Source organism: Streptomyces sp. MMBL 11-1, from assembly GCF_028622875.1.
GTDB lineage: Bacteria > Actinomycetota > Actinomycetes > Streptomycetales > Streptomycetaceae > Streptomyces.
In genome coordinates, this window is sequence record NZ_CP117710.1 from 279728 (window position 1) to 291037 (window position 11310).

At 72.1% G+C, this 11310-nt stretch carries 12 protein-coding genes; 3 read left to right on the forward strand and 9 right to left on the reverse strand.

Going from position 1 to position 11310, the window contains the following annotated elements:
* The first annotated feature begins 37 nt into the window (after nucleotides 1–37).
* Nucleotides 38–928 carry a hypothetical protein gene (locus PSQ21_RS36700; protein ID WP_274036569.1) on the forward strand — a complete coding sequence of 297 codons (891 nt, stop codon included), beginning with the start codon at nucleotides 38–40 and terminating at the stop codon, nucleotides 926–928.
* A 105-nt stretch (nucleotides 929–1033) separates the two neighbouring features.
* Here the strand turns inward: PSQ21_RS36700 and PSQ21_RS36705 are convergent, their stop codons facing one another.
* From PSQ21_RS36705 to PSQ21_RS36745, 9 genes are all read right to left on the reverse strand, one after another.
* Nucleotides 1034–1177, reverse strand: coding sequence for a hypothetical protein (locus tag PSQ21_RS36705; protein ID WP_274036570.1), 144 nt, complete (start codon nucleotides 1175–1177; stop codon nucleotides 1034–1036).
* Complete coding sequence (locus PSQ21_RS36710; protein WP_274036571.1) at nucleotides 1174–2445, reverse strand: MFS transporter; 1272 nt, start codon at nucleotides 2443–2445, stop codon at nucleotides 1174–1176. The genes PSQ21_RS36705 and PSQ21_RS36710 overlap by 4 nt, the downstream gene beginning before the upstream one ends.
* A 390-nt stretch (nucleotides 2446–2835) precedes the next feature.
* A complete protein-coding gene (locus PSQ21_RS36715) occupies nucleotides 2836–3735 on the reverse strand; it encodes a hypothetical protein (protein ID WP_274036572.1) in 900 nt (299 codons plus the stop codon).
* Between the two features lie 305 nt (nucleotides 3736–4040).
* Nucleotides 4041–4802 carry an HNH endonuclease family protein gene (locus PSQ21_RS36720; protein ID WP_443334438.1) on the reverse strand — a complete coding sequence of 254 codons (762 nt, stop codon included), beginning with the start codon at nucleotides 4800–4802 and terminating at the stop codon, nucleotides 4041–4043.
* Between the two features lie 58 nt (nucleotides 4803–4860).
* On the reverse strand, nucleotides 4861–5709 hold the full coding sequence (gene trpA, locus PSQ21_RS36725; protein WP_274036573.1) for a tryptophan synthase subunit alpha: 849 nt from the start codon (nucleotides 5707–5709) through the stop codon (nucleotides 4861–4863).
* A gap of 124 nt (nucleotides 5710–5833) precedes the next feature.
* Nucleotides 5834–6679, reverse strand: a complete 846-nt coding sequence (locus PSQ21_RS36730; protein ID WP_274036574.1) for a hypothetical protein — start codon at nucleotides 6677–6679, stop codon at nucleotides 5834–5836.
* A 367-nt stretch (nucleotides 6680–7046) separates the two neighbouring features.
* Nucleotides 7047–8354: an ATP-grasp domain-containing protein gene (locus PSQ21_RS36735; protein WP_274036575.1), complete on the reverse strand. Its 1308-nt coding sequence runs from the start codon at nucleotides 8352–8354 to the stop codon at nucleotides 7047–7049.
* 268 nt (nucleotides 8355–8622) lie between these two features.
* Nucleotides 8623–9006, reverse strand: coding sequence for a hypothetical protein (locus PSQ21_RS36740; RefSeq protein WP_274036576.1), 384 nt, complete (start codon nucleotides 9004–9006; stop codon nucleotides 8623–8625).
* Nucleotides 8907–9134 carry a DUF6300 family protein gene (locus PSQ21_RS36745; protein ID WP_337961712.1) on the reverse strand — a complete coding sequence of 76 codons (228 nt, stop codon included), beginning with the start codon at nucleotides 9132–9134 and terminating at the stop codon, nucleotides 8907–8909. The genes PSQ21_RS36740 and PSQ21_RS36745 overlap by 100 nt, the downstream gene beginning before the upstream one ends.
* Nucleotides 9135–9429: 295 nt before the next feature.
* On the opposite strand from PSQ21_RS36745, the gene mihF reads away from it, so the two are divergent.
* Together mihF and PSQ21_RS36755 are read left to right on the forward strand one after the other, a co-directional pair.
* Nucleotides 9430–9750 (forward strand): integration host factor, actinobacterial type, encoded by a 321-nt coding sequence (gene mihF, locus PSQ21_RS36750; RefSeq protein WP_274036577.1) that lies wholly within the window; start codon nucleotides 9430–9432, stop codon nucleotides 9748–9750.
* A 166-nt stretch (nucleotides 9751–9916) separates the two neighbouring features.
* Entirely contained in the window at nucleotides 9917–11305 is a 1389-nt protein-coding gene (locus PSQ21_RS36755) for a hypothetical protein (protein ID WP_274036578.1), read from the forward strand.
* Nucleotides 11306–11310 lie beyond the last annotated feature (5 nt).

Consider the following 11310-nt stretch of genomic DNA (forward strand, 5'->3'; position numbering starts at 1 on the left):
ACGCGGACCCGCCGTCCCCGAGCACCAGGAGCAGCACATGACCGACCTCAACACCACCGTGGGCGAGACGCAGCTCGCCGCTCTGCGCACCGCCCTGACCGCACACTTCCCCGCGACGGAGCGCCCGGACGCGGTGGACTTCCGCATCACCGAGGAGCACGACGAGTTCGAGGGGCTGGCCTGGGCCGCAGACGGGGCCCTGCTCGTGTTCGGACCCCGCACCGTGCCGGCCGCCGACCTGAGCGACGTCATCGGCGACGAACTCGACGACATCACCGCCTTCCGCGCGCCCAGGTTCGGCGACACCCTGGTCGTCGCCCTGACCCCGGGCTTCGAACCGGAGCGGGAGAAGGCAGAGGCCTGCCCGCCCGTGTTCGACCCGCAGGACCCCGAGCCCGCCCTCGCCGCGTACGACGACGAGACCCTGCTGCGGATCGAAACCGCGCTGAACCGGGTGCGGGTGCTGCGGACGCAGGCGCTCCTCACCGAAGCGGTGGTCGCCGCTCTCCCCCGTCTCGCCGAGGAGGAGCCCCTGGACAGCGACGCGCCGGTCGCCCGGGTCGTCTTCCGCACCTCCTGGGACGAGGAGGGTCACCACTTCTGCTCACTCGCCAGCGCGCATCACGCCAACGGGGAGGTGACACGGGACCTGGACTTCGCAGAGTTCCTGGACGAACAGCTCTACGCACTGACCGAGCTTCTGCTCCCCAACGACGGACACCAGCTCCTCGTCCTCGTGCCGGGCGTGGACCTTGAGGTCGAGCCCTGCACCGTGTGCGACGACACGAAATGCACGGACAAGGGCGGCCACCCGTCCGCCACGTGCGCCGCGTGCCCGGAGCCCTACAGCGTCGGCCACTGGGCGCATCCGGCCTCCGGGTGTGACGGGTTCGCTCTGGTGCCTGCCCCCCGGGCCGTGCCCGCATAGCGAGGCCGGGCGCTTCCGGGACGGTGCCGGTGGGACATCGCGCCGGTTCCGGTACGCGGCCCGGGGGCGCCTGCCGCCGGCGGCAGGCGTCCCCGGCGGGGTGTGTCAGCGGGTTTCGGTGCCCGGCTCGGTGTCGTCTGCGGGCAGGACGCCGGCGGGGTGGTCTTCGTCGTTGTCGGTCCTTCGGTGCTGAGCGACCGGCTCGGGGGCCTCCACCGGCCAGGGGATGTGGCGGAAGTTCGCGGTCATGCCTGCTCCTTGTCGAGGGAAGGGGCCGCGGGGGTGGGCGCGGCAGGTGTCCGCAGGGTGCGGGCCAGGGGGCGGCAGGCGGCTGCCGCGGTCAGGGCGCTCAGCGCGAGCATCGCGGCGACCAGGGGCCGGCCTCCGAGGTCGAGGGCGAGGGCGATCCCGAGCGGCGGGAGGGACGCGGCCGCGGTCGCCGCGCTGAGAACGGCCTGGTAGCGTCCGGTCGCGCCGGGCGGAGCGGCCTTGGAGACGTAGGCGCCGATCGCGACGCTGTAGAAGATCTCACCGGGCACGATGAGGATGGCGGCGATCGAGTAGCCCATCGTTGTGTGTTGGAGGGCCGCGAACGCCATCCCGGCGCCGAGGATCAGGCTCCCGACGGCCAGGATCGGGGCCAGGGGGTAGCGCATCTCCTCGTCGCGGCCGATCAGGAACCGCATCAGCGGAGGGCTGAGAACGAGGACCGCCACCGTGTTGGCGATCATCGCGGTCCCGTAGCTGGTCGGAGGAAGTTTGTCCTGCGTCATGACCAGCGGCAGGACGCTGACCAGCCCGTAGGCACAGACCATCGCGCCGACCGCGGCCACCGTGATCCACCGCAGGCTCGGGTCCGCCAGAACCTGCCGGTAGGTGAGGGCTTCGGGCCTGACCGCCGTTCGCACCTGCGGGGCGAGCACGCGCCGGGCGATGAGCGCGAAGACGATGCAAGCGATGCCGTTGGCGACGAAGAGCAGCCGGTAGCCGTAGTTGTGGGCCAGATATCCGCCCAGGCCACCGCACAGGGCGATGCCCACGTTCATCGACCAGTAGACCCACCCCTGGGCGCGGGTGCGGCCGGCTTCGCTGGTGATGCTGTCGTTGATGGTGGCGGACACGGCCGGCCGCTGGCTCTCCATGGTGAAGCCGAGGAACAGCGAGAGCACCAGCAGCGCGGGCAGCGACCGGGTGAGGGCCAGGGCGAAGCAGGCCGTGGCGGACAGGCTCATCAGCAGGGTGAGTGCGGTGCGCTGGCCCAGCCGGTCGGTGAGAGCTCCGGAGAGCGCCTGGCCGGCACACCACCCGATGCCGAACAGCGTCAGGCCCGCCCCGGCCGCGGTGGTGCCGTGCCCGGCGCCGTCGGCAATGTAGTAGCCCAGGAAGTCCCAGCAGAAGCCGGCGGCCTTGAGCAGCAGCGTGCCGCCGATCAGCGCGGTGATGACGGTGCGGGTGGAAGGAGCGGTGCGTGGGCGCGCCGGTCTCGGGGCGCCGACGGGCGGGTGGGTGGTGGCCATGGCCGGTTCTCCAGAGCGGTCTCGCGGTGGGCGGGGCAGTGGGGCGAACGTGCGAAGGCGGCCGATCCGGTGGGATTCGGCCGCCTTCGAGAGGGAGCTCGTCGCCGGGGGGAGCCCGGCGGATGCTCACTGGTGCTGCTCGCTCCGGTTAGCCCGGACGGTTCGTCTTGCGGTAAGGCCGCATGATGTTCACCTCCTTGTGGTGGCTGTGCCCCGCGTGAGCGGGACATGCATGAACCTACGAGCGGGCGGGGCGGTGGCGGGCCGGTCCTGTCCGTCGCGGCACGGTTTTAGGTTCGAAGTGATTCCGCCGAGGAATCGCACCGCCCCCAGGAGGGGGCACGCGGGCATCGGGGCCGCCAGTGTCACGGTGTGGTGCGGGGCGGTCCTTCAGATGGCGTAGAGGCCGGGCCGTACTGCTTGGGATGCGCGGTGGTACGTCTCGGCGCGCGGTCGGACCCGGTTGACGCCGGTCGCCGTGGGCCTGGGGGGTGGGGCGGTGAAGCGTTGGGCGGCTCGGCGCAGCAGGACGGCGTACTCCTGGACGCGCAGCGGCTCGGCGAAGGCCTGGGTGTGGCCCAGGACGGTGAGGACGGCGACGGCCGCGCCGGCCCGGCGTACGCAGGTCGCCAGGGCTTGTGTGGTGGGGGTGCGTGAGGCGGCGACGTGGCTGGTGGTCACGCTCTCGCGGATCGCCGGGGGCACGGTGATCGGCTGGTCGTCGGGTCCGGTGGTCATGCCCGGCGGGAGGGACACCAGGGCGGCGCGGCCGGCGGCGCTGTGCTTGAGGTCGTCGTGCTGTTGGTTGACCGCGTGGTGCAGATCGGGGTGGGCCGGGCACAGGGCGTCGACGAGTTCCAGGCGCAGGCCGGTGCCCAGGCGCCAGCCGGGCTGGTGGTAGGCGACCGCGAGCCCGGTCTCTTCGTGGAGGGCGGTGAGGACCTCCCGGATGCGGGGGTGGACGGGCCCGGGCGCCCGTACGTCCAGCAGGGCCCGGCCGGCCCGGGTAAGCCGGTAGGAACCGTGGCGGGTTCCGCGCTCGGCGACCTGCTCGGCGACGGCGGCGCCGAGCAGCCGGGAGACGTGGGGCCCGCGCAGGCCTGCGGCTTCGGCGATCTCGGCGACTTGGTGCTCGTCGTAGGGGCCGAGTTCGTGCAGGACGCGCAGGACCCTCAGACCGCTGCGGACGCTCTGGTTGGGTCGGCTCTCGACCGGCCCGGGGGCGACGACAGCGGTGGGCGGCGGCCAAGGAAGCCGGGGCGGCCGAGGTTCCAGGGTGGCGGTGGACAAGCGACTCCCCCATCTGACGTGGTGCGGGCGGGACTCCTGTGCCGGGCTGCAGGACGAGCACGGTCGCGGCCCGGGCGGGTGGGGCGCTGGTCAGCGCTGGTGGGTACGGCGCGGGAGGGCGCCTTCGTCGAACTCTTCGTCAATCTCCTGCTGGATCCGCGGATCGGAGTACCGGGGCGCCAGGAAGAGGTTCTGCCACTGGGGCGGCGGTGACAGGGGCGGGCGGCGCGGGCTGGCCGGACGTGGCCGGCCAGCGGGGGTTGCACGGGAGGGGCGGGGCGGGGTCGGTGGCATGGCGGGTCCTTCTACGACGTGGGCAGGATGACGCCGGCGGAGGTGTCGGTGGGGAGCGGTTGGCCGGGACAGGTGTCCAGTACCCGGTTCATCGCGTCTCGCTCCGGGGCGGTGACCCAGAGACCGTACTTCGCCTTCACCGCGATCTGGCGGGCGACGTACGGGCAGCGGAATGCCTCGTTGGCGGGAAGCCAGCCGGCAGCGTCGGAGTCCGACTTCTGCTGGTTGGCCGGGCCGGATGAGGCGATCAGGTTCAGGGGGTCGTTGGCCAGCGCCTCGCGCTGCTCCTGCGGCAGTTGGGCGGCACCGGTCTTCCAACTGGCGCTGAGGGCCACGACGTGGTCGATCTGCACGGCGGCCGAGCGGGGCCCGCGCACGAAGTCGATGGTGGCCGCGGTGTAGGGGTCGGCCAGGCGGCCGGAGGCGATCACGCAGACCGAGCCGCTTCTGTGGGTGATCTCGGTCAGATCGCGGCTCAGTATGTCGTTGCGGGTGTCGCACGAATTCTGTGAGCCCGGGGCGGTCGTGGTGTCCGACCATGCCGGTCCGAACCGGGCGTTGCGGTCGTATCCGGTCTGCGGGGCGGGGCTTTTGACCGGGAGCGACTGAAGCGACTGGAGCGCGGAGGTGCGTTCACCAGCAGCGTCGGGTGCGTGGACACCAGGGTGGGAGGGGTCGCCGGGCTCCGGTGTCGGGGCGGCACACCCGGCCAGTGCCGCCGCGGTCAGGGCCAGAGCGGCCAGCAGCGTTCCCGGGGGTGGGCGGTGGTTCACGAATCGGGCCTCGTTTCGGTGTACGGGTCTGCTGCACGGCCGGGTCGTGCCGCACAGGTCAGGGGGACGCGGTGGAGCGCGGGTGCGGGAGGGGCGCGGCGTCGCGCAGCGCTTCGGTGAACTGCCGGACGCGGGCCATGGCTTGGGCGTGGCCAGGCTTTCCGGGCTGTTCGAGCAGGGGCCGCACGATGGGTGAGCCGATGACGACGCCGTCGACGAGCGGGGCGATAGCCCGGGCTCGGGCGGGTGTGGAGATGCCGATGCCGGCGACGAGGGGGTGCTGGGCGTGGGAGCGCAGCCTGCGGGTGAAGTGCTGCATCCCGGTAAGGTCCAGGGCTCCCTGGTATCCGGTGGCGGCCGCGACGGCCGGTGCGTACATCCAGCCGGAGGCGGCTGCGCCGAGCCGGGACAGGTCGGTGTCGCTCACGTCGCGGGGGATGAACTGCGGGGTGCTGATGCCCGCGGTGCGGGCGGCAGCGAGCCACGGGGCCATCGAGGCCAGGGGCAGGTCGGGGATCATGGCACCGGCGGCCCCTGCAGTGGCCAGGTCGTCGGCGAAACGCTGCACACCGTACGCGCTCACGCTGGACCAGTAGCTCATGACCACGACGGGCGCACCGCTCTCGGCGGCATGCCGCACGGTGCTCATGACGTGCGTCATGCGTACGCCCTGGCGCAGCGCCTGGTCGTAGGCGGCGGAGATGGCGGGGCCGTCCAGGACCGGCGAGGTGGCGGGGACGCCGACTTCGAGCACGCCGGCGCCCCGTTGCGCGAAGGAGTGCAGGAGATCGATCCCCGCCGTCCAGTTGGGGAATCCGGCCGGAAGGAACACTCCGAGTGCCGGGCCTGCTTCCGGGCGCAGAGCATGGGCGAGTCGGGTGACGGCGGGGTTCTGCGCGTCGTTCACGGGACGCCTTTCGCAGGGGAGATGGGGGGGCGGCCGCTGTCGTGGCGGCCACCCGGGTGCCGGCCTGCGACCGCGGGCCGGCACCCGGGTGGGCCGGCCCGCGGCCCGGCTGACACGGCTGTCGTCAGCCGGAGTTGGGCCGCCCGCGGCGGGCGCGGTGCTTGCCGTAGCCGGTGATGCCGAGCGCCCCCATGCCTGCTGCGATCAGACCGCCGGCCGCGAGACCGAGGGTGGTGTTGCCGTCGGCCCCGGTCTGAGCGAGGCTCCCGCTCGCCACCGGAGCGACCGCGACCGATTCCTGGCTGTCGGTCTTGTCCGAGGTGCCTCCGTTCGGCGTGAGCCCTTCGGGCCCCGGACCGGACGATTCCTCGTCCCCGTCGTCTCCCGTGCTCGGCGTCGGAGAGGGGCCGGGGTCAGTGCCCGGATCGGTGGGGTCCGTCGGCGGGTCCGTGGGGTCCGTCGGCGGATCGGTGGGGTCGGTCGGCGGGTCCGTGGGGTCCGTCGGCGGATCGGTGGGGTCCGTCGGCGGGTCCGTGGGATCGGTCGGCGGATCGGTGGGGTCCGTCGGCGGGTCCGTGGGATCGATCGGCGGATCGGTGGGGTCCGTCGGCGGGTCCGTGGGATCGATCGGCGGATCGGTGGGGTCGGTGCCCGGGTCGGTCGGGTCCGTGGGATCGGTGCCCGGGTCCGTGGGATCGGTCGGCGGGTCCGTGCCCGGGTCGGTGCCCGGGTTCGTGGGATCGGTGCCGGGATCGGCTCCCGGGTCGGGAACGTCCTGGCCGGACTCGGTCGCACCGCCCGCCCCCGGGCCGTCCTCTTCCGTGATGTCCGGCACGCTCGTGGAAGACGGCTTGAGGTCGGGATCAGCACTGGCGGCCATCGCGCTCGGGGCCGCGATCGCTCCGGTCGCCGCAACGACTGCGGCCGCAGCGGCAACGCGCCGCAGCGCGCTCAGTCGGGTTCTACTCATGAAAGGGATCAGCCTCCGGGTTGCACAGCACATCGAGGCCGTCGAGCGGGACGCCCGGGCTCCTGTGCTGCTCATATGTTCGGAGTGCGAACCTGTGGATAAAGTCCTGGGCCTGCCGGTCACTTCAGGCCCGCGGATCACGGTCGGCCCGCCCTCGGCCTGCGGCCGCGCCGGGGGTTCTGCGCCCTGTGCTCCGTGCGGGAAGTCGCTGCTCGCCGTTGCGCAATGTCACTGTGCGGAGCCTGTCCGGGGTGACGTCAGCCCCGGGCTTGCTGCTGCTTCCGGGCATGCCGATCGGGGGCCCAGGCGTTCGCCTGGGCCCCCGATCGGCATGGCCGTAGCAGCGGGCCCGCCGCTGGGCGTCAGGTCACGCAGCGAACTCGGCTGCGCGGGTGGTGGCCGCCACAGCGTTCTCCGGGGCAGTGTCCTCGCCGGTGGCGCGGACACTGAGGTGAGCGTGTGCGAGGACCTCGGCCGCGCGCTGGCGGGCGTCGTCGCCGGTGGGACCGGTGACGATCGCGAAACCGACCCTGGCGTCGTCGAGGTCGCCCTCAGGGGGAAGGGCCACCGGGTCGCCGGCGTCCTTGAACCAGCCCGTCTGGTGCAGCCAGGGCGCGCCGTGCTCGATGGCCGGGGGGATGTGCCGCGCGGTGAGGGTGCCGGTCTTGGGCGGGTAGAGGATGGTGATCGCGGCGGCCGAGTTGCGGGTGGGCGTCAGGTCCGGGCGTCTGCCGGCGGCGACGTCCGTGGCCGCGCGCGGCAGGTCGATTCCGGTGGCCAGCAGGACCAGTTTCCCGATGTGGTCGCCGCCGATGCGTCCGTTGACCTCGATGATGGCGGGGCCGGTGTGGGTGAGGCGCATCTCGACGTGCTGGACGCCGTCGGTCACACCGAGGGAGCGGACCGCGTCCGCCGCGATCGGGCCGACAGTCTTCAGGAGGGGGTCCTGCGCAGTGACGGTGTGCCCGATCTCCTCGAAGAGGGGGGCGAAGGCGAGGGTCTTGTGGGTGAGCGCCACGGCCTGGGTGTGGCCCTGGTAGGTGACGCACTCGACGCTGATCTCGGGGCCGGACAGGTACTCCTCGACGAGCACACCGGAGCCCTCCGGTCCTTGTTCGCTGGCGCCGGCCGTCGTGAACTTCCAGGCGTCCGCCAGCTCGTCGGCGGAGTCGACGCGGATCACGCCGATCGAGGCGGCGTGGCTGGCGGGCTTGAGGACGACGGGGTAGCCGATGTCCTTCGCGGCGGCGGCGGCCGCCCGTATGTCGCTCACGGCAGCGAAGCGGGCGGAGGGCACCTTGTGGGTGGCCATCAGGCTTCGGCTGGTCGCCTTGTCCCGACAGGCGGCCGCGGCGGCGGGGCTGTTGCCGGGCAGGTTGAGGTCCTGGGCTATCTGGGCAGCGGGCACGAGCAGGTACTCGTCCCAGGTGAGGACGCCGCCGACCTGGTTCCGCGCCGCCAGGGCACGCGCGGCTTCGCGCAGGGCCGCGGGGTTGTTGACGTCGGCGACCTCGTGGTCCACCACGTACGGGGCTTCCCAGGTGAGCGGGCCGGGAGTGATCACGGCCACCGGGTAGGCGGAGGCGGCCAGTTCGAGGCAGTAGCGCCGGTAGAGCTCGCCGCCCGGGTTGACGATGATCACGGTGGGCGTGACGGCGACGGGATGCTCGTTCATGCGGGTCGGCTTCCTTCGTGCGTACGGGAGCGTCACCGGGGTGGGAGAGGGTGAACGGTGCGGCAATGCCGCGCCGGCCGGGGCTCCGCGCCCGTGCGCTTGCTGTTGGCACGATGCTCGGCGGAGGTGCCTGTGGACAGAGTCGGCGAGAGCCAGCAGGCGCGTATCGACGCAGGTCGCTGCACCTGAGCGTTCCAGTTGGCGAGTGAGCGGTGCCCTGGGAGAGGTGAGCGCTTGCGGTCCAGCAAAACGGAACGGAGCCCGATGCTCACCTGGTGTCGGCCGCGTCGAGCGAAGGCCGGCCTTCCGGCGCGGCCAGAGCTGCGTCGCCGTACGCCCGCACGAGTGCGGCCGTGTCGGCCGCCGTGACGTCCTTCGTCCATCGGCTGGACGAGTGCCAGCGGCACGTCATCCGGAACTGGCCGCCGCCGTCCGCGTCCGGCTGCTTGAGCTCGGCGAACGGTTGCGTACTGCAGCGCCCGTGCCGCTCGGTCTCCTCCAGGTGGGCGCGTACGACGTCCAGGCGGAACCGGGGCGGCAGGGTCCGCTCTTTCAGGCAGCCCCGGCATTCCAGGAGGTGCTGGGTGCCGCCGCTATGGAGGAAGCGGTAGGGCAGAACCAGCCGTGGGCGGCCATACCCTCCTTCGTCCACTCCAACACCAGCAGGGCACCCTCCTTGGCCCGGTCGGCGTCGCGGCCGCGCCCGTCCGCGAAGAAGCGGATCAGGGCCCCGGCGGCCGGCCGGTCCGCATCGCACGCCGCGCACAGCTCCAGGCGGATCGGCCGGCCGTGCTCGTCGTTCCTGCGGCATCACGATGCTGGTGAGCAGGTCGCCGCGACACCGCGAGCACTGCGGCAGCCGGTCAGAGGTCACAACTCGGGCCATAGGGTGCTCCCTTGCTCATATCGTGAGCCCCCACCCAAGACCCGGTCACCTGCCGCGTCAACCCCCCGCGACCAGGATCGATGCAGGCGCCCCTCCCCGCTGGGGGTGTGTGCCCGGCGGTGTCCCCGGAGTTGACGGGCGGGCGGTTGTCGCGGCGATGATGTGGCCTCCGACCATCGAAGGAGCGTCATGCCCTCTCCCCTCCCTTCTCTCACCGGCGAGCAGCGGGCCCAGGCCCTTGCCAAGGCGGCCCGGGTCCGCAAGGAGCGCGGCGCGATGCTGTCCTCCTTGAAAGCGGGGAGTATCTCCCTGCTCGACGTCCTGGCCCGGGAGGATGAGACGGTCGGCCGGACTCGTGTGCTGAGCCTGCTGCAGTCCCTGCCGGGTATCGGCGCGGTGCGTGCCAAGCGCACCCTCGTCGAGCTCGGCATCGCCGAGACCCGGCGGGTTCAGGGGTTGGGCGAGCGGCAGCGCCGGCTCCTGATCGACCGGTTCCCCCCGCGGCAGTAGTTCCGCAGAACCTGCGGCGTCTGCCGGGCCGCCCCGCCGTGCCGTACGGCAGTCCGGCGCCACTGCCTCTGCGGGTGCTGGCAGTTGGTCGGGGGCGCGTTCCTGCGCGGTGAGATCATGTGGTCCGGCGGGCCCGCACCGGGCCTGACAGAAGGAGCGGCGGCTGATGCTCGATCTGGATGACCGGGTCAACCGGGTCCACAACCCTGATGTGCGTCCCCTCGTCCAGGAGGCGCACCGCTGCTACTCCTCGGGCTCGGCTCGCGGTGCGATCGTCTTGACCTGGACAGCGGTATGCGCCGACCTGATCGCGAAGGCGCAGACGCTCAAGGAGGACGGGGAGGCCGCCGCGGCCGTGTTGGTCGCCGATGTGGAGAAGGCCCAGCGGAGCAAGGAGGAGGACGCGATCCCGATCATGCTCGGCATCGAGCGGTCCCTGCTCGACACGGCGGAGACCCTCGAACTCATCGACCACACACAGAAGAAGCAGTTGGAGCGGCTGCGCGACGACCGGAACATGTGCGCTCACCCGTCGCTGCGCCCTCTGGGCGAGCTGTACGAGCCGTCCATGGAGTACGCCCGCGCGCACCTGGCCGTGGCTCTGGAAGCGGTGCTGATCCACCCGCCGAGCCAGGGGCGCAAGGTCGTCAGCAGCTTCACTTTGCACGTCGCCGATCCCGCCTACGCCCTCGACACGACCTACCTCGCCTACGCCTTCTTCGACCGCGTGAGGCCCTCCGCCCGGGAGAAGGTCGCAGAGGTCGCCGCGAAGTTCGCTGTCCTGGCGATCGACGCCCCGGAGCTCGACATCACCCCGGAGCTGTTCGCCGACCGGATGGCCGACTGCCTGCGCTGCTTCGCCGAGCGCGACGCGACTCTGGCCAAGGCGGCTGTGCGCAAGTTGATGACGCGCCTGGAGAAGGCTCAGCCGGCCGTGCAGATGCGTGCCCTGGGGCGGCTCGGCGACCTGCCGGCATTCTGGTCATCGGTGGCCGCACCCGTGCGCGCCCTGTTCAATACCCACATCGAGGCGATGGGCGACGACCCAGCTCCCGCCCTGCTGAGCAGCCCGGACCGGGCCAGAGTTCTCGCACTGGTCCGGTACCCCGAGATCCGCGAAGGCCTCCCGGCGCTGGCTCCGACCTTCAGGGAGCTGAGCACCAGCCGGATGACGCGAGTGATCGCTTCGAGCCCGAACCCGTACTTCGTCCAGTTTCTTCCCGGCCTGCTGAAGGGGGTCGGCTCGTACGACGCCGGCCAGTTCGCTGCCGTCAACGCGGTTCTTCCCTGCGCCGAGTTCTTCACCCTGGACACGCTGCAGGCGGTGCTCAGCGCCTGGGAGAAGAACAGCCAGTGCTGGGGGCGGGCCATGCCGTCCCTCCTGGTCGAGCTGTACCGGCTGACCGCTCACCTGGGGCCGGAGCGGGATGCCGTCTGGCGGGCGTTCCTGACGGAGCTGGTTCCCTTCGCAGATATCTACCAGACCATCTCCAGCGGCACCGGGCTCACCGCGAGCGCCGTTGCACCGGCCGGAGAGCAGACGCCCGCCGAGTGATCGTT

Bases quoted from the DNA above. Each gene is read 5' to 3' on its own strand.
- PSQ21_RS36700 (WP_274036569.1), top strand. From the start codon at position 38: ATGACCGACCTCAACACCACCGTGGGCGAGACGCAGCTCGCCGCTCTG.
- PSQ21_RS36705 (WP_274036570.1), bottom strand. From the start codon at position 1,177: ATGACCGCGAACTTCCGCCACATCCCCTGGCCGGTGGAGGCCCCCGAG.
- PSQ21_RS36710 (WP_274036571.1), bottom strand. From the start codon at position 2,445: ATGGCCACCACCCACCCGCCCGTCGGCGCCCCGAGACCGGCGCGCCCA.
- PSQ21_RS36730 (WP_274036574.1), bottom strand. From the start codon at position 6,679: ATGAGTAGAACCCGACTGAGCGCGCTGCGGCGCGTTGCCGCTGCGGCC.
- PSQ21_RS36735 (WP_274036575.1), bottom strand. From the start codon at position 8,354: ATGAACGAGCATCCCGTCGCCGTCACGCCCACCGTGATCATCGTCAAC.
- mihF (WP_274036577.1), top strand. From the start codon at position 9,430: ATGCCCTCTCCCCTCCCTTCTCTCACCGGCGAGCAGCGGGCCCAGGCC.
- PSQ21_RS36755 (WP_274036578.1), top strand. From the start codon at position 9,917: ATGCTCGATCTGGATGACCGGGTCAACCGGGTCCACAACCCTGATGTG.